Origin of the sequence: Knoellia tibetensis (assembly GCF_048606415.1) — a bacterium.
GTDB classification, from domain to species: Bacteria; Actinomycetota; Actinomycetes; order Actinomycetales; family Dermatophilaceae; genus Knoellia; species Knoellia tibetensis.
This window is the reverse complement of sequence record NZ_JBMBWF010000006.1, coordinates 98,447-114,755: the sequence shown is the minus strand read 5'-3', so window position 1 is coordinate 114,755 and position 16,309 is coordinate 98,447. Positions and strand designations below refer to the sequence as shown.

15 protein-coding genes are annotated in these 16,309 nt (G+C 73.3%); 5 read left to right on the top strand and 10 right to left on the bottom strand.

Annotated features, from left to right (window positions below; translation table 11 throughout):
- Positions 1 to 32: 32 nt before the first annotated feature.
- The 3 genes from ACOJV7_RS17205 to ACOJV7_RS17195 are packed head-to-tail and all read left to right on the top strand — an operon-like array spanning position 33 to position 2,977.
- Positions 33 to 1,256, top strand: coding sequence for an amidohydrolase (locus tag ACOJV7_RS17205; protein ID WP_420191458.1), 1,224 nt, complete (start codon positions 33 to 35; stop codon positions 1,254 to 1,256).
- Positions 1,249 to 1,647 carry a cytidine deaminase gene (locus ACOJV7_RS17200; RefSeq protein ID WP_420191457.1) on the top strand — a complete coding sequence of 133 codons (399 nt, stop codon included), beginning with the start codon at positions 1,249 to 1,251 and terminating at the stop codon, positions 1,645 to 1,647. The genes ACOJV7_RS17205 and ACOJV7_RS17200 overlap by 8 nt, the downstream gene beginning before the upstream one ends.
- A 40-nt stretch (positions 1,648 to 1,687) precedes the next feature.
- Complete coding sequence (locus ACOJV7_RS17195) at positions 1,688 to 2,977, top strand: thymidine phosphorylase (protein ID WP_420191456.1); 1,290 nt, start codon at positions 1,688 to 1,690, stop codon at positions 2,975 to 2,977.
- A gap of 13 nt (positions 2,978 to 2,990) precedes the next feature.
- On the opposite strand, the gene ACOJV7_RS17190 is transcribed toward ACOJV7_RS17195, so the two are convergent.
- Positions 2,991 to 3,914: an alpha/beta hydrolase gene (locus ACOJV7_RS17190; RefSeq protein ID WP_420191455.1), complete on the bottom strand. Its 924-nt coding sequence runs from the start codon at positions 3,912 to 3,914 to the stop codon at positions 2,991 to 2,993.
- 60 nt (positions 3,915 to 3,974) lie between these two features.
- The gene (locus ACOJV7_RS17185) at positions 3,975 to 4,598 is read right to left on the bottom strand and encodes a TetR/AcrR family transcriptional regulator (RefSeq protein ID WP_420191454.1); all 624 of its coding nucleotides are present in this window, start codon (positions 4,596 to 4,598) and stop codon (positions 3,975 to 3,977) included.
- Between the two features lie 66 nt (positions 4,599 to 4,664).
- On the opposite strand from ACOJV7_RS17185, the gene ACOJV7_RS17180 reads away from it, so the two are divergent.
- Positions 4,665 to 5,750: an adenosine deaminase gene (locus ACOJV7_RS17180; RefSeq protein WP_420191453.1), complete on the top strand. Its 1,086-nt coding sequence runs from the start codon at positions 4,665 to 4,667 to the stop codon at positions 5,748 to 5,750.
- Positions 5,751 to 5,753: 3 nt separating this feature from the next.
- Here ACOJV7_RS17180 and ACOJV7_RS17175 read toward each other — a convergent pair whose 3' ends face one another.
- A complete protein-coding gene (locus ACOJV7_RS17175; RefSeq protein WP_420191452.1) occupies positions 5,754 to 6,575 on the bottom strand; it encodes an RDD family protein in 822 nt (273 codons plus the stop codon).
- Between the two features lie 42 nt (positions 6,576 to 6,617).
- Here ACOJV7_RS17175 and ACOJV7_RS17170 point away from each other — a divergent pair, with 42 nt between their 5' ends.
- Entirely contained in the window at positions 6,618 to 7,613 is a 996-nt protein-coding gene (locus tag ACOJV7_RS17170) for a stage II sporulation protein M (protein WP_420191451.1), read from the top strand.
- A 4-nt stretch (positions 7,614 to 7,617) separates the two neighbouring features.
- Here the strand turns inward: ACOJV7_RS17170 and ACOJV7_RS17165 are convergent, their stop codons facing one another.
- The 7 genes from ACOJV7_RS17165 to ACOJV7_RS17135 all read right to left on the bottom strand — a co-directional run bounded on the left by ACOJV7_RS17165 (position 7,618) and on the right by ACOJV7_RS17135 (position 16,281).
- Positions 7,618 to 8,805 (bottom strand): YibE/F family protein, encoded by a 1,188-nt coding sequence (locus tag ACOJV7_RS17165; protein ID WP_420191450.1) that lies wholly within the window; start codon positions 8,803 to 8,805, stop codon positions 7,618 to 7,620.
- Positions 8,806 to 8,831: 26 nt separating this feature from the next.
- Positions 8,832 to 10,124, bottom strand: coding sequence for a DUF58 domain-containing protein (locus ACOJV7_RS17160; protein WP_420191449.1), 1,293 nt, complete (start codon positions 10,122 to 10,124; stop codon positions 8,832 to 8,834).
- 16 nt (positions 10,125 to 10,140) lie between these two features.
- A complete protein-coding gene (locus ACOJV7_RS17155) occupies positions 10,141 to 11,136 on the bottom strand; it encodes an AAA family ATPase (protein ID WP_420191448.1) in 996 nt (331 codons plus the stop codon).
- Complete coding sequence (locus tag ACOJV7_RS17150; protein ID WP_420191447.1) at positions 11,133 to 12,311, bottom strand: DUF4350 domain-containing protein; 1,179 nt, start codon at positions 12,309 to 12,311, stop codon at positions 11,133 to 11,135. The genes ACOJV7_RS17155 and ACOJV7_RS17150 overlap by 4 nt, the downstream gene beginning before the upstream one ends.
- On the bottom strand, positions 12,308 to 12,937 hold the full coding sequence (locus ACOJV7_RS17145) for a DUF4129 domain-containing protein (RefSeq protein WP_420191446.1): 630 nt from the start codon (positions 12,935 to 12,937) through the stop codon (positions 12,308 to 12,310). The genes ACOJV7_RS17150 and ACOJV7_RS17145 overlap by 4 nt, the downstream gene beginning before the upstream one ends.
- Positions 12,934 to 14,184, bottom strand: a complete 1,251-nt coding sequence (locus ACOJV7_RS17140) for a DUF7847 domain-containing protein (RefSeq protein ID WP_420191445.1) — start codon at positions 14,182 to 14,184, stop codon at positions 12,934 to 12,936. Before ACOJV7_RS17140 ends, ACOJV7_RS17145 begins: the two co-directional genes overlap by 4 nt.
- A 63-nt stretch (positions 14,185 to 14,247) precedes the next feature.
- Complete coding sequence (locus ACOJV7_RS17135; protein WP_420191444.1) at positions 14,248 to 16,281, bottom strand: vWA domain-containing protein; 2,034 nt, start codon at positions 16,279 to 16,281, stop codon at positions 14,248 to 14,250.
- Between the last annotated feature and the right edge of the window lie 28 nt (positions 16,282 to 16,309).

Here is a 16,309-nt window from a genome sequence, read left to right as displayed (position 1 = left end):
GGCGTCGTCGCGCCAGTAGCATGGGTGCCCTCATGACTGACACCCTTTCCGCCCTCGGCGCCAGCGTCGCCTCGGCGCTGCCCGAGCTCCTCGAGATCCGCAGGGACCTGCACGCCCACCCTGAGCTCTCCCGTCAGGAGACCCGCACCACCGGCATCGTCGCCGCCCGCCTCGAGCAGGCGGGCATCCGCGTCCGCAGGCTCTCGGGCACGGGACTCGTCGCCGACCTCGGAGCCGACCAGCCGGCATACCGGGTCGCCCTGCGCGCAGACATGGACGCGCTGCCGGTCCAGGAGCACACCGGGCTGCCGTTCGCCTCGGTGACCGACGGCGTCACGCACGCGTGCGGCCACGACGTCCACGTCACCGCGCTCCTGGGTGCTCTGCTGGCCCTCAAGGAGCAGGAGCAGGCGCTGCTCGAGCGGGGCACGGCGGTGCGCGCGATCTTCCAGGCCGCCGAGGAGGTCATCCCCGGAGGTGCCCTCGAGGCCATCGCCGAGGGCGTCATGGAGGGTGTCGACGCGGTCTTCGCGGTGCACTGCGACCCGTCGCTCGACGTCGGCCAGGTCGGGCTGCGTGAAGGTCCCATCACCGCGGCCTGCGACCACCTCCGCGTCCACCTCACCGGTCGCGGTGGGCACACGTCGCGTCCGCAGCTCACCGAGGACCTCACCTACGCCCTCGCCAAGGTCGTCACCGATGTCCCGGCGGCCCTGTCGCGCCGGCTCGACCCGCGCGCCGGAGCCGCCCTGGTCTGGGGCACCGTGCGAGCCGGCACCGCGAGCAACGTCATCCCGAGCACGGGGGAGTGCAGCGGCACCCTGCGCATGCTGGACGCCAACGCCTGGCTGTCCGTCGGGCCGCTCCTCGACGAGATCGTGCAGGGCGTCGTGGCGCCCTACGGTGTCGAGGCCCGGCTCGAGCGCGTGAAGGGCGTCCCGCCGGTCGTCAACCAGGCCGACGCCATCGACGCGCTCCGCTTCGCGTGCCTCGGCACGGGGCTGCAGATCGCGCCGACGATCCAGTCGCTCGGCGGTGAGGACTACTCCTGGTACCTCGCCCACGCGCCCGGCGCCATGGCCCGGCTCGGCACCCGCACGCCCGGCGGGCGGACCTACGACCTGCACCAGGGTGACGTCGTCGTCGACGAGGACGCCATCGGCTGCGGCGCACGCCTGCTCGCCTCCGTCGTGGTCGCGCACACGGTCAAGGCAGGCGGCGACATCATCGACATCAGGACGGGTGCTCATGAGTGACATCGACTGGGATGCGTTGCGCGACAGGGCGATCGAGATGACGAAGCGTGCCTACGCGCCGTACTCGAACTACCCCGTCGGGGTCGCCGGCCTCACCGACGACGGTCGCGTCGTCGCCGGGTGCAACGTCGAGAACGCCGGCTACGGCGTGACCCTGTGCGCCGAGTGCGGCATGGTCTCCGAGCTGCACGCGACCGGTGGCGGCCGGCTCGTCGCGGTCTACTGCGTGGACGGACGCGGCGAGGCGCTTATGCCCTGCGGCCGCTGCCGCCAGCTGCTCTGGGAGAACGGCGGCGCCGAGTGCCTCCTCATGACTCCCGAGGGGGTCCATCCAATGACCCAGGTGCTGCCCCAGGCGTTCGGCCCGGACAACCTCGCCCAGCGTCCCTGAGCCCGGTCGGCGCCCTCCGCGCGGGTGACATGATGACGCCATGAGCGAGAGCCACGACGCCGTCGACGTCATCACGACCAAGCGCGACAAGCGAGAGCTGAGCGACGACCAGATCCGCTGGGTCATCGACGCCTACACGCGAGGCGTCGTCGCCGACGAGCAGATGAGCGCACTCGCGATGGCCGTGCTGCTCAACGGCATGAACCGCCGCGAGATCGCGACGTGGACCTCGGCGATGATCGCGAGCGGCGAGCGGATGGACTTCTCCTCGCTGTCGCGCCCGACCGCCGACAAGCACTCGACCGGCGGGGTCGGCGACAAGATCACGCTCCCGCTCGCCCCGCTCGTCGCGGTCTTCGACGTCGCCGTCCCGCAGCTGTCCGGGCGCGGACTCGGGCACACCGGCGGCACCCTCGACAAGCTCGAGTCGGTCCCCGGGTGGCGCGCCGACCTCACCAACGAGGCGATGCTCGCCCAGCTCGACGACGTCGGTGCCGTCATCTGCGCTGCCGGGTCGGGCCTCGCGCCCGCCGACAAGAAGCTCTATGCACTGCGCGACGTCACCGGCACCGTCGAGGCGATCCCGCTCATCGCGAGCTCGATCATGAGCAAGAAGATCGCCGAGGGCACGGGCGCGCTCGTCCTCGACGTCAAGGTCGGGTCCGGCGCGTTCATGAAGAACCGCGAGGACGCGACCGAGCTGGCCCGCACCATGGTCGAGCTCGGCACCGACGCGGGGGTCAAGACGGTGGCGCTGCTCACCAACATGCAGACTCCGCTCGGCCTCACAGCCGGCAACGCCCTCGAGGTCCGCGAGTCGGTCGAGGTGCTCGCCGGAGGCGGTCCCGAGGACGTCGTCGAGCTCACGGTCGCTCTCGCGCAGGAGATGCTCGAGGCCGCCGGTCGTGGCGGCGAGGACGTCGGCGCTGCGCTCAAGGACGGCCGGGCGATGGACGCCTGGCGCCGGATGGTCGCGGCCCAGGGAGGCGACCCGGACGCCGAGCTGCCGGTGGCACGGCATACGGAGGACGTCCTCGCGCCCGCGGACGGTGTCCTCACCGAGCTCGACGCCTATGCCGTGGGGGTCGCAGCGTGGCGCCTCGGCGCGGGCCGGGCCCGCAAGGAGGACCCAGTGCAGGCCGGTGCCGGCATCGAGCTGCACGCCAAGCCGGGCGCGGTCGTGCGTGGTGGCGAGAGGCTCATGACGCTGCACACCGACACCCCGGAGAAGTTCGAGCGGGCCAAGGAGGCGCTCGAGGGCGGCTTCACCATCGCCCCCGAGGGTTCGCGGCCCGACCTCCTGCCGCTCCTCATCGACCGCATCTCCTGACGCGCGGTCGCGTTCAGGCGCGACTCGCGCGTGCCGACTCGGCCCGTATGCCGTCCGCGGCCGAGCCCGCGAACTCCGTCACCTGCTTGACGACCTCCGGGTCCCACAGGAGCCGGCGGTGTCCCAGGCCGCGGGTGACGACGAGGCGTGAGGCGTGCCAGGCGTTCGAGACGTCGAGCGCGCCCGTGAAGGGCGCCTCGGGGTCGTCCTCGTCGTGGACGAGCAGCAGGCGCGGCAGTCGTGGGTGGGACGAGGCGAGGGAGAGCAGGTCGAACTCGCCCATGCGGCGCCCGATCCGGCGCTCGACGAGGGTGCGCATGACCGCGGTCGAGCGCGGCCCGACGCCGAGCGCGCGCACGAAGGTCGCGACCATGTCGTCGATCCTCGCCGGCACCGCGACGAGGACGAGCGCCTCCGGGTGCGGCAGGGAGCGATGACCCTCGGCCGGGTCGGTGGGGCGCGCCATGGCGGTCATCGTCGCGAGGGCGCCGGCCGAGTGGGCGACGACGACGGTCGGTCGCCCGAACTCGCGCTCGACGGCGGCGAGGGCCGCGGCCATCTCGAGGAACGTCGTCGTGCGTCGGCCGTCACGACCCCGGTCCGACGCGCCGTGTCCGGGGGCATCGAAGGCGACGACACAGAGCCCCTCGTCGACGAGCGGCTGGACGAGAGCGCCGAGCTGCTGCCACCAGCCGCCCCAGCCGTGCACGAGGTAGGCCGTCGGCCGGCCCCAGTCGCCCCAGACACGACCGCGCACGACGCCGTGGCCGGCCGCGACCTCGAAGGGCTCGCCACCAGCCGGGGTGCGACGGTCGCGCGCGGCGGCCGGCGGACGGGGAGGGAGGCGGAACCACAGCCGGGTGGCGAGGTGCCCGCCGAGGGTCGCGGAGCGGTGCTCCAGGGTGGCGAAGAGCGACGCAAGCAAACGAACGTTCATGCTTTTTTGAGGTGACACGACGGGACTCCTGCAGTGCGGTGGGGGTGGTGGGCCGCCCGGTCAGGCCGGGGCGGGGGAGGCGGCGTCGGGTGCGGCGCCGGCGACGAGCCGGTCGAGCGCGGTGTGGGCGCGCTCGCGGGCGGCGGGGTCGCGCAGCAGGCGGCTGGCGACGTGGTGGCCGAGCATGAGGCCATAGAGCTCGTGGGCGAACTGGAGGGTGTCGAGGTCCTCGCGCAGCTGGCCCTCGCGGATCGCGCCGCGCACGACAGTCTCGATCGAGTCGAACCACTGCGTCTGCTGGGCGACGAGCCGGTCGCGCACGGGCCCGTCGGGCTCGTCGTCGAACTCCATCGTCGCGGAGATGAAGATGCACCCGCCGGGCATGGCCCAGTCGGCGTAGCCGTCCCATCCGAGCCAGAGGTCGACGAGGGCGCGCAGGCGCTCGAGGCCCCGCGGTTCCTTGAGGGCGGGCTGGATGACGGTCCGCGTGAAGAGGTCGGCAGCGTGGTCGAGGACGTCGACCTGGAGCTGCTCCTTGGAGCGGAAGTGGGCGAAGAGGCCGCTCTTCGACATCGAGAGGGAGTCGGCCAGGGTGCCGATGGTGATGTTCTTGAGGCCGACGTGGCTCGCCTGTGCGAGCGCCTCACGCAACGCCGTGTCCCGCGTCTGGAGCCCCTTCGACATGTATCCATAAAAGCACGGTCGTTCGATTCGGGCAAGGGTCGAGCGGCGAGCGGCTAGGGTGAGCGCGTGCCGGCCTCAGCAGACCTCGTCAAGCGCGCACCCAAGGCGCTCCTCCACGACCACCTCGACGGCGGCCTGCGGCCGCAGACCATTCTCGAGCTCGCCGGCGAGTCCGGCTACGACGGGCTGCCGGCGACCGACGCCGAGTCGCTCGGCACGTGGTTCCGCGACAGCGCCGACTCGGGCTCGCTCGTCCGCTACCTCGAGACCTTCAGCCACACCGTCGCGGTCATGCAGACGCCGGACCAGCTCCGCCGAGTCGCCCGCGAGTGCGCGCTCGACCTCGCCGCCGACGGTGTCGTCTATGCCGAGTCGCGCTTCGCGCCCGAGCTGCACGTCGAGGGCGGGCTCGACCTGCCCGAGGTCGTCGAAGCCGTCCTCGCCGGTCTGCGCGAGGGCGAGGAGGAGGCGGCGGCCGCCGGCACACCGATCCGCATGGTCTCCCTCCTCACGGCGATGCGTCACGCCGCCAAGAGCGACGAGATCGCCGCGCTCGCCGTGCGCTACCGCGACCAGGGCGTCGGCGGGTTCGACATCGCCGGCGCGGAGGCGGGCTTCCCGCCCAGCCGGCACCTCTCGGCCTTCGAGTACCTCCGGCGCGAGAACGCCCACTTCACGATCCACGCCGGTGAGGCCTTCGGGCTGCCGAGCATCTGGGAGGCGATCCAGTGGTGCGGCGCCGACCGGCTCGGTCACGGCGTCCGCATCGTCGACGACATCACGAGCGAGGGTGACACGCACACGCTCGGCCGCCTCGCGGCATACGTGCGCGACTGCCGGATCCCGCTCGAGATGTGCCCCACGTCCAACCTCCAGACCGGCGCGGCCGAGTCCATCGCCGAGCACCCGATCACGATGCTCAAGGACCTGCGCTTCCGGGTCACGATCAACACCGACAACCGGCTCATGTCGGGCACGTCCATGTCGCGCGAGATGCAGCTCCTCGTCGACGACGCCGGCTGGACCCTCGACGACCTGCGCTGGGCGACGATCAACGCGATGAAGTCGGCGTTCATCCCCTTCGACGAGCGGCTCGCGATCATCGAGCGCGTCGTCAAGCCGGGGTACGCCGCCCTGTCCGCCGCGACCTGACGCTCAGCCCAAGGGGTCGGGGGGCAGGAGCCGCCGGGCCCGGTCCGACTCGGAGCCGAGCCGGTCGAGGTCGCGGCGACGGCGCTCGGCGAGGACCGCGCGCAGCACCCACTCGGGGTGGACGCCCGACGGCGGTGGGGGAGAGACATGCCGCAGCACCTGCGCGGCGAGGTCGTGGCCGAGGTGGGCCCGGGCCTGCGGCGTCAGGCCACCGGTGCGGGTGAGGAACTGCCGCACGCCGATCGTCAGCGAGGCCGGCATGGGGCCGAGATCGGTGCCGCGGACCCAGTGCTCCAGTGCCGGGGGCGCCTCGGGCGGAGCGGTGACCTGCAGCTTGTGTCGCAGTGTCATCGCGTAGGTCCCGGCCGCCATGTCGCCCAGACGCTTGGCGCGTGGGTGCACGACCGCGGCGACGACCGCCGGCGCACCCTGCAGGAGATAGAACTCGACGAACCCCACGAGGTGCCGGATGACGCTGTGCCGCACCGTGATCGGGCCACCGTCGTCACGGACGACGCAGAGTCCGAGCGCGTACTTGCCCGGGCTGCGGCCCTTCGTGAGCACCTCGAAGAGAACGGGCAGGATCACCGTGATGCCGACCACCAGCACGATGACCGCGGCCTGCCCGACGGCGTCCGACATCGACCCGACGAGCATGCCGACGGCGAAGACCCCGCCGACGGCGAGGGCGAAGGTGATGACGAGGTCGATGAGGCGTGCGGCGACACGGCTCACGACACCCGCGACGGGGACCTCGACGCTCACACCCTCGCCGGTGACGACGTCGTCGCCGGCATAGGTGCGGTAGCCCCCGTCGATGCTCATGGACCGAGGCTAGCGCCGGTCCGCCCGACATAGAGTGGCGCCGTGGACCTCGACGCCTTCATCGCCACCCATGTGGGCCAGTGGCGTCGTCTCGAGGACCTCGTGGGGCGGCGCCGGCTCACCGGGGCCGAGTCCGACGAGCTGCTCGACCTCTACCAGCGCGTCTCGACGCACCTCTCGCTCGTGCGCTCCTCCAGCCCCGACCCCTCGGTCGTCAGCTACCTCTCGGCGCTGCTCGCCCGGGCCCGGCACACGGCCACCGGCTCGCGGGCGACGACGTGGCGTGACGGGGCCAGGTTCTTCACCGAGACCTTCCCGGCCGCCCTCTACCGGACCCGGGCCTGGTGGCTCGCGACGACGTTCGGGAGCGTGCTGCTCGCGCTCGTCGTCGGCGCGTGGGCGGTGCGCCACCCCGAGGTCTTCACCCAGCAGATGACGCGCGCCGAGATCGACGCCTACGTCGGCACCGACTTCGAGAACTACTACTCCGAGTACCCGCACCACGAGTTCGCCACGCTCGTGTGGACCAACAACGCCTGGGTCGCAGCGCAGTGCATCGCGCTCGGCGTGCTCGGTCTGCCAGTGCTGTGGGTGCTCGCCCAGAACGTCGTCAACGTCGGCCTCGCGGGTGCGCTCATGGTGAGCCACGACCGCGGCTCGCTCTTCTTCGGGCTCATCCTCCCGCACGGCCTGCTCGAGCTCACCGCGATCTTCGTCGCCGCCGCCGTCGGGCTCCGGCTCTTCTGGTCGTGGATCGAGCCGGGGGCGCGCAGCCGGCTCGACTCGCTCGCGGCCGAGGGGCGCACCGCCGCCGCGGTCGCGCTCGGGCTCGTCGCCGTCCTCTTCGTCAGCGGTGGCATCGAGGGGTTCGTCACCCCCTCGGGGCTGCCCACATGGGCGCGCATCCTCATCGGCGTCGTGGCCGAGTCGGTCTTCCTCGTCTACGTCCTCGTCATCGGCAGGCGCGCCGCCCGCCGAGGTGTCACCGGTGACGTCGACGACAGCCAGCAGGCGGCCGCCGCCCCCACCGCCGCCTGAACGCTCACGCTGGGGCGGGGTCCCGCGGCGCCGACTCGTGCGCGGCGAGGACGGCGAGCAGCGTCGTGATGGGCACGGCCGCGATGAGCCCGATGGTCGCGACCGCGCTGCGGACGATCTCCTGCGCGATGACCTGATCGGTGACGACGTCGCCGATGCCGCTGTTGTCGGCGACGATGAGGACGAGGAGCGGCAGGGACGATCCGGCATACGCGAGCACGATCGTGTTGATGACCGATGCGATGTGCGCCCGACCGACCCGGATGCCGGCGCGGTAGAGCGGTCCGACGCCGTAGCCGGGGTTGGCGCGCGAGATCTCGCCGACGGTCGCGGCCTGGCTCACCGTGACGTCGTCGAGGACACCCAGCGAGCCGATGACGATGCCGGCGAGCAGCAGACCCTGCATGTCGACGCGGTGTTGCGTCCCGAGGTAGGTCGAGATGTCGTCGGTGATGCCGGTGAGGTGGAGGGCCTCGACGCTGAGCCACGACAGCAGGCCGGTGAGACCGAGGCTGGCGAGGGTGCCCACGACAGCGACCGTCGTCGAGAGCGAGAAGCCGTGGGTGAGGTAGAGGACGGTGAGGATGATCGCCGACGAGGCCACGAGGGCGACGACGACCGGGGAGGCGCCGCCGAGGATCGACGGCACGACGAAGACGAGCAGCAGTGCGAAGGTGACCGCGAGCCCGAGCAACGCGGTGACGCCGCGCAGCCGCCCGAAGGCGACGACGGCGAGCGCGAAGGCGGCGGCGAGGACCCAGAGCCCGCTGGCCCGTTGGTGGTCGACGATCGCGAACTCCGTGCCGTCGGCGCCCTGCGAGGGAGCGACCGAGACCTGGTCGCCCTCCTCGACCTCGGGCGCGCCCGGGCCGCCGGGCACGGGCGCCTGCACTACCTCGCCCTCGCCCGCGCCCTCGGTGATCCGCACCTGAAGCGTGCCGCAGTCGGTCGGCGCGGTCGGGTCCGGCTTCCCGCCCTCGGGTGGCGGGCAGGGCGCCGACTCCACGGACGTGACGACCGCCGCCACCTGGGGCAGGGCCTCGGAGCTCCTGGTTTTCGACAGGGGATCGGGCCACATCCACACGATGGCTGCGAGGGTGAGCAGCGCGAGCGGCACGACGACCGCGACGGCCAGCCGCCGCATCCGGGAGGACTCCGGTGCAGCGTGCCGTGAGGCGTGGTGCGAACCCACGGGTGCTCCTCTCTGGTGGCGAAGGGTCAGAGTAGGCCTTGGCGCTTGAGCGCCAGGTAGTGGTCCACGAGGGCGAGCGGCAGCCGTGAGGGGACCTCGTCGAGCACCTCGACCCCGAGCGAGCGGAACGCTCCCGCGGTCCGCTCCCGCAGGGCGACGGTGCGCTCGGCCGCTGCTGCGGCATACACGTCCGTGGCGGAGTCGCGGCCACGACGCATCCGGTCGACGGCGGGATCGGCGACCGAGGCGACGACGACCCGGTGCCGGGCGGCGAGGGCTGGGAGCACGGGCAGCAGACCCTCCTCGAGCGCGGATGACTCGAGCGGGGTGATGAGGACGACGAGGGCGCGCTGGGTCCCGACTCGCGCGACCTCGGAGGCGAGCAGCCGCCAGTCGGCCTCGACGAGGCGGGCGTCGACGGGCGCGAGCTCGGAGATGGCGTCGTGGAGCACGCCGACGCGGTCATGGCCGGAGACGTGCGCCCTCACCTCGCGGTCGCCCGCGATGACGTGGACGCGGTCGCGGGCGTGACCGGCGATGGCGGTGAGGAAGAGTGCGGCGTCCATGCCGGAGTCGAGGCGAGGCGCGTCGTCGATCCGGCCGGCGCTCGTGCGCGAGGTGTCGAGCACGATGACGATCCGTCGGTGCTGCTCGGGCTGCCACGTCCGCACGACGAGGTCGCGCCGCCGGGCGGTCGCCCGCCAGTCGATCGAGCGCACGTCGTCGCCCTCGACGTAGTCGCGCAGCGAGTCGAACTCGGTGCCCTGGCCGCGGGTCCGCATGGCCGCCCGGCCGTCGAGCTGGCGCAGCACGGCCAGCCGGCTCGGGATGTGCCGCCGCGACGGGAACTCGTGCAGGACCCGGAGGGTGCCGGGCAGCTCGACCGACGCCTGTCGGGCGGCGACGCCGATCGGGCCACGCAGCCTCAGCGTGACGCGGTCGGCGACCCGGTCGCCGCGACGGGTCGGTGTGAGGACCGTCGTGAGACGCGCGCGCTCCCCGCCGGGAAGCCGGAGCGTATGCCGGGTGCTCCCGGCCCCCGCGGACGGCGGCCACGCGTCGCGCAGCACGCCCCGGACGACCCGCGTCCCCGGGTTCGTCACGAGGACCGAGGTGCGCGCGCTGTCACCGAGGCGGACCGAGGTCGGCAGCTCCCGTTCGAGCTGGAGAGACCTCGGCCGAGGTGCCAGCAGCACGTCCACCATCACCACCACGGCGCAGAGGAGCAGCCACAGCCACACCGTCGACGCGGCGGGCCGGAGCACCACCGGGACGATGCCGAGGAGGACGAGCCACAGGGCTCTCGGGGTCAGGGCCATGACGCGGGTGCGGGCCTCAGCGGGGGACGGGGACGGCGCCGAGCGCGCTGTCGAGGACGGCAGAGACGTCGACGCCCTCGAGCTCGGCCTCGGGACGCAGGGCGAGCCGGTGGGCGAGCGTGGCGTGGGCGAGCGACTTGACGTCGTCGGGCGTGACGTAGCCACGGCCGTTGAGCCAGGCCCACGCCCGCGCGGTCGACATGAGCGCGGTCGCACCGCGCGGGCTGACGCCGAGCGAGAGCGAGGGCGAGGTCCGCGTCGCCCGGGCGATGTCGACGACGTAGGCGGCGACGTCGTCGCCGACCTCGACCTGGCGCACGGCGCGCGCGCCGGCCTCGAGGTCGGCCCCGGAGGCGACGGGTCGCAGGCCGGCCGCGGAGAGGTCACGTGGGTCGAAGCCCTCGGCGTGCCGGCGAAGCACGGCGACCTCGTCCGCGCGCGGCGGCAGCGGCAGCGTCACCTTGAGCAGGAAGCGGTCGAGCTGGGCCTCGGGCAGCGGGTAGGTGCCTTCGTACTCGACCGGGTTCTGGGTCGCCGCGACCATGAAGGGCGAGGGCAGTGCGTGCGGCTCGCCGTCGACGCTGACCTGCCGCTCCTCCATCGCCTCGAGCAGCGCGGACTGGGTCTTCGGCGGCGTCCGGTTGATCTCGTCGGCGAGCAGGATGTTGGTGAAGACCGGCCCCTGCCGGAAGGTGAAGTCGCTCGTGCGCGCGTCGAAGACGAGCGAGCCGGTGAGGTCTCCGGGCATGAGGTCGGGCGTGAACTGCACCCGCTTGGTCTGCACGTCGAGCGCCTGCGAGAGCGAGCGGACGAGGAGCGTCTTGGCGACGCCCGGCACCCCCTCGAGGAGGATGTGGCCACGGCACAGCAGGGCGACGAGCAGGCCGGTGACGGCGGCGTCCTGCCCGACGACGGCCTTGGCCACCTCGGCCCGCACGCGTAGCAGCGCGTCGCGTGCCTCGGGGGCGGCGGCCTGCGGCGCCGGGGTCCGGGTGCTGGGTGTCTCGGTCATGGGCGGTGTGCCTTCTCCTCGAGGTCGGACAGGTCCTGGGCGAGCCGCACGAGGGCGGCGTCGTCACGGGGCGGGGGGCCGGCGACGAGGTCGAGGACCCCGGACACCGGGCGACCGCTGGCGGCGGCGATGGCGCGCGCCACGGTCTCGACGGAGTCGCCGCGTCGCAGGCCGAGCCTGCCACGCAGCCGGTCGAGCGTCGCGAGGCGCAGCACGGCGGCGGCGCGCGGGCGGTCCTGCGCGCGCCGGTAGAGCCGTCCGCGGCTCTCGGTCGTCTCGACCGCGCGCACGACGACCGGCAACGGCTCGCGCACGAGACCGCCGAGCCGCCGCCCGCGCACGAGCGCGAGGACGACGAGAGCGGCGCCGAGCAGCCCGAGGGTCGGTGCGAGCCAGCCGGGCAGCAACGATCCGCCCTCGTCCGCGTCGTCCGAGCCGGCGAGGTCGGCGACGTCGGGCTGGTACCAGACGAGCCGGGGGGAGCCACCGAGCAGCCGTAGCGCGATGGCGGCGTTGTGCTCCTCGGTGATCGCGCCGTTGGTGAAGCCGGTCGTCGTGCCGACGACCGTCATCGGCGGGTGGGCCGACGTCGAGGGCAGCTGGACGAGCCCGACGCCGTGATCGTCCTCACCCTCGCTGCCGTCGAGGGTGAGCGGGAAGCACACCGCGGACGACGGGACGCCGCTGCCGGGCTGGTAGCGGACGTCGATGCCGACGAGCGAGTCGCCCTCGTCGACGGTGCCGATGTCGCACCGGCTCTCGACGCGCACAGCGGCGCCGATGGGCAGGGCGGTCGCGTCGGCGCGCAGGGCGCGCAGCTGCTCGGTCGACGGCGAGAGCACGACGAGGCGGTCGAGCCCGAGCGACTCCTGCCGGAGCGTGCTCGCCGCCCCGGTACCGAGGTTGCTGGTGTTGGCGACGACGAGCGAGGTGTCGTCGTCACGGTCGGCGAGGGCGTCGCGCACGTCCCCGATCGAGGTCGCTGTCTCGACGTCGACGCCGTTCTGCTCGAGGACGGCGACCAGGGCCGCACCGCCACCCGGCCCGACGTCGTCGGGGTCCATCGCCGCGCCCGGTGGCGTCGTGGCGATGGCGATCGCGGCGAGGGCGGCGATGCCCACGACGACGGCGAGGGCCCAGAGCCCGGTGCGGCGCCAGCGGTTCAGCCGGCTCACCGCAGCGCTCCGGCATCGACGTGGCGAGGGCGGGCGCGGGTGAGGCGCTCGTCGAGGGCGAGCACCTCGCGGGCCTCGACTTCGGTGGCCCGGCCGTGCCCGTACCTCACGGCGTCGAAGCGGTCCGCGGCGGCGCGCAGCGCCTCCGCCTCGTCGGGAAAGGCCCCGGAGAGGGCGAGCGAGGCCTCGTGGGCGGTGCGGCCGGGGAGCTCGTCGAGCACGGTGCGCTCGACCGCCTCGGCGACGACGGCGCGGTAGCCGTCGAGCACGACCGTGTCCCAGCGCCCCTGTCGCAGGGCGTCGCTCGCGCGCGACCTGTATGCCGTCGCGTCGACTCCGCGCTCGTCGAGGACCCCGCGGTCGGTCGCCGACCGCTTGGCCCGGGCCTCGGGTCGCAGGAGCAGGATGACGGCGAGGGTGAGGACCGCGACCACGACGAGCGCGACGAGGGCGAAGACCCACGAGGGCAGCCCGGGGCCGGTCGTGTCGAGGAGGCCGAGCAGCCACTCACGGAAGCGGTCCCACAGGCTGGGCTCGACGGCATACCGCGGCTTGGCGAGCTCCTCCTCGAGCAGGCGACGGCCCTCGCTCCGGGTGGGGTCGAGCGGTGGCGTGTCCAGGATCATGAAGCGGCGCGGGGCCACGGCGGCGCGGCGGTGCCCTGCGCGGTCTGGACGAGGTGGACGTCGAGGCCTTCGCGGCGGATGCGCTGGTCGACATAGAGGAGCGCGTCGATGCCCGCGGTGACCGGCGTCGTGATCGCACCCGCGACGACGCCGGTGGCGCCGGTGATGACCGCCTGCCAGATGAAGACCTGGTCCAGTGGCAGGCCCGTGAAGGTGAGGGCGGCAGCGAGGATCGCGAGCGGCGCGGTGATGAGCGAGCCCACGATGCTGATGCAGATCGCGGCGAGCAGCCGGATGCCGAGCAACCGCCAGAAGCCGGAGCCGGTGAGCCGCCACGACCTGGCGAAGGCTGCACCGACCCCGAGGTTCTCGAGGACGACCGACGGGGTGACGAAGGCGAGGCGGGTCCAGATGAAGAGCAGCGCCGGGATGGCGAGGGCCAACGCCAGGAGCAGCAGGACGAACCCCGCCGCCACGGTGCTGTCGTCGCCGCCGGCCCCGCCCGCCACGAGGAGCACGACGGGGATGCCGAGGATGACGCCGAGCGTGAGCAGGATGGCGAGCGAGCTGAGCAGCGTGGCACCGGCGAGGGCCCAGATGCGCGGAATCGTGCCACGCCACGTCTCGCCGGCGCTCACCTTGCGGCCGAGGACCGCCTGGCCGATGACGTAGGCGAGGAACCCGGCGAGCAGGATCGTCGAGAACCACGACCCGATGGACGGGATCATCGAGCCGGCGGTGCCGACGAGCCCCGCGGTGCCGTCGGCGACCGACTCCTCGAGGGTCACCGACTCCTCGGTGCTCGACACCCACGCGCCGAACGCGGTGAAGGGGACGAGGAAGACGAGCGAGGTGAGGGCGGCCAGGCCCACCGTCGCCGCGACGTTGCCGCGGACGGCGCGGAAGACCCCACCGAAGAGGTCGTTCATCGTCAGCGGGCGCAGCGGGATGATTCCCGGCCGGAAGTCGACGTAGCGCGGCAGCTGCGGCGGCGACACGTAGGGCGGCTGCTGGCCCGGGGGACGGGGCTGGCCGGGGTGGGCCGGCGGGTAGCCCTGCGGGGGCGCATATCCCTGCGGCGGTGGATATCCCTGCGGTGCCGCGTGGCCCTGCGGTGTGGCGTAGGCCTGGTCGGGCGGGGGGACGGCGGGACCGGGGACGGGACCGGGACCGGGGCGGCCGGCATACGGGTCCGGCTCAGGACGCCCGGAGGGCGCTCCCGGTGCGGTCCAACCCTGGTCGCTCATGTGCGTGCCTCCCCGTGGCGCTGACTGGTCAGAACCCTAACCGAGGGGCGGTGCCGCGACGGGTCAGACCCAGAAGCCGCGACCGCCGCCCCAGTCGCCGAAGTGGTCGCGGTAGGACGTGCCCGGTCCGCGCGAGCCGAGGTAGGACCCGACGACGGCGGCGCCGAGGTCGTCGAGCTCGGGACTCACCATCCGGCCGTCGACCCGGCGGGCCATCGACTCGATGAACCGGGCCAGCCCCGGGTCCTCGCCGAGGCGGAAGAACGTCACCTGCGCGCCGAGGCGGGCCGAGGCGTCGAGCTCGCGGACCGAGTGCGCGATCGTCAGCGGGTCCGGGGGATAGGCGAACCACACCTCGCCGTCGGCCTCGAGGTGGGCGGTCGGCTCGCCGTCGGTGACGACGAGGAGGACCGGCTGGGCGTTCGGGTGCTTGCGGAAGAACTGGTTGGCGAGGAGAAGGGCGTGATGGAGGTTCGTCCCCTTGGCCCACCTGGCGTCGAGGGCGGTGAGCTCCTCGATCTCCATGACCTCGGCGTGGCGGCCGAAGCCGATGAGCTCCAGGTGGTCGCCGCGGAAGCGTGAGCGGATGAGCTGGTGCAGGGCGAGCGCGGTGCGCTTCATCGGCACCCAGCGCCCGTCCATCGCCATCGAGAACGACGTGTCCACGAGCAGCGCGACGGCAGCCTGGGTGCGAGCCTCCGTCTCGACGACCTCGACGTCGTCGATGTGCAGCCGCAGTCGCGACCCACCGTCGCGCAGCCGTGGACCGCCGTCACGCAGGACCGCGTTCGTGATCGTGCGCGGCACGTCCCACGGCTCGGTGTCGCCGAACGCCCACCGCCGCGACGCACCCGAGGGCTCGCCGGCGAGACCGGTCGTGCGCGACTCGCGGGTGCCGGCTCGGCCGCTCATCCGCTCGGCGACGTCGCGCAGCAGGGCCTTGCCGAGCTCGCGCATGGCCTTGGGGGAGAGGCGCAGCTCGCCGTCGGAGCCGCGCTTGAGGTAGCCGCTGTCGCGGAGCGCCCGCTCGAGCTCCTGGAGGGTGCGCGCCTCGACGGCCGCCTCGTCGCCGAGCTGCCGGGCGAGGGCGTCGAGGTCGAGGTCGTCGAGCCGCGCGCCCGAGTAGGACTGGGAGAGCTGGTCGGAGAGCGCGTCGATCTGGGCGAGGTCCTGGAGGGCGCCGGTGCCGTCGCCGAGCCCCAGCCCCTCGCCGCCCTCGAAGGTCTCCGAGCCCGACCAGTCCTCGCCCGGGCGCAGCGCGCGCAGGTTGTCGTCCATGCGGGCGAGCTGCTCCATGAGCCCGGGCGACCCGAACGCCTGCTGCGACAGCTGCAGAAGCTCATCGCGCTGCTCCGGTGTCATCGACGCGAGCATCCGCTGGGCGGCGGCGGCCCGGGACGCCAGCGCGTCCATGAGCTCGTCGATGTCCTTGGGGTTCTCGGGGAAGAAGTCGCCGTGCTTGTCCATGAAGTGCTCGAACGCTCGGTCGACCTCGGCCCGGTCCTCGGGCGACCCGTCGGAGAGCCGCTGCTTCTCGAGAAGGTCGTTGAGGTCGGAGAGCATCTCCTGCACCGCGGCGCGGTCCTCGTCGGTGGCGCCCTCGAGGGCCTGCTTCATGCCGGCGAAGCGCTGGTCGAGCAGCTCGCGGCCGAGGAGGTCCTTGATCTGCTCGTAGGCCGCGCGCGCGTCCGAGCTCTGCCAGTCGTAGGACGACAGCTCGCTCACCGCCGCGGCCGTGGAGGCGGGCAGCCCGTCGAGCTGCATCTCGCGGAAGGCCCGGTCGTCGTCGTCCATCGTGATGTCGCGGGCGAGCTGACCGCGCTCGGCGGTCACCGCCTTGTCGAGGAGCTGCGCGACCTCGCGCATCGTCCCGTCGAGATCGTGGCGCTGAAGGATGTCTCGGCGTCGTTCGGCCAGCCGGCGGGCGAGGTCGTCGAGGCCCGGCTGCCCGTCGCTGCCGCGCCGCAGGAACTCGCGCATGGCCCGCTCGGGGGAGGCTCCCGCCATGACGTCCTGGCCGATGGCGTCGAGGGCCTCGGCGAGGTCGACCGGTGGGGCGAGCGGGTCGCCGCCGTCGTAGCGGCGGTAGCGGCTCACGGTCGGGACCACCCGGCGTGCGTCGGGG

Bases quoted from the DNA above. Each gene is read 5' to 3' on its own strand.
- ACOJV7_RS17205 (WP_420191458.1), top strand. From the start codon at position 33: ATGACTGACACCCTTTCCGCCCTCGGCGCCAGCGTCGCCTCGGCGCTG.
- ACOJV7_RS17200 (WP_420191457.1), top strand. From the start codon at position 1,249: ATGAGTGACATCGACTGGGATGCGTTGCGCGACAGGGCGATCGAGATG.
- ACOJV7_RS17195 (WP_420191456.1), top strand. From the start codon at position 1,688: ATGAGCGAGAGCCACGACGCCGTCGACGTCATCACGACCAAGCGCGAC.
- ACOJV7_RS17190 (WP_420191455.1), bottom strand. From the start codon at position 3,914: ATGAACGTTCGTTTGCTTGCGTCGCTCTTCGCCACCCTGGAGCACCGC.
- ACOJV7_RS17185 (WP_420191454.1), bottom strand. From the start codon at position 4,598: ATGTCGAAGGGGCTCCAGACGCGGGACACGGCGTTGCGTGAGGCGCTC.
- ACOJV7_RS17175 (WP_420191452.1), bottom strand. From the start codon at position 6,575: ATGAGCATCGACGGGGGCTACCGCACCTATGCCGGCGACGACGTCGTC.
- ACOJV7_RS17160 (WP_420191449.1), bottom strand. From the start codon at position 10,124: ATGGCCCTGACCCCGAGAGCCCTGTGGCTCGTCCTCCTCGGCATCGTC.
- ACOJV7_RS17155 (WP_420191448.1), bottom strand. From the start codon at position 11,136: ATGACCGAGACACCCAGCACCCGGACCCCGGCGCCGCAGGCCGCCGCC.
- ACOJV7_RS17145 (WP_420191446.1), bottom strand. From the start codon at position 12,937: ATGATCCTGGACACGCCACCGCTCGACCCCACCCGGAGCGAGGGCCGT.
- ACOJV7_RS17140 (WP_420191445.1), bottom strand. From the start codon at position 14,184: ATGAGCGACCAGGGTTGGACCGCACCGGGAGCGCCCTCCGGGCGTCCT.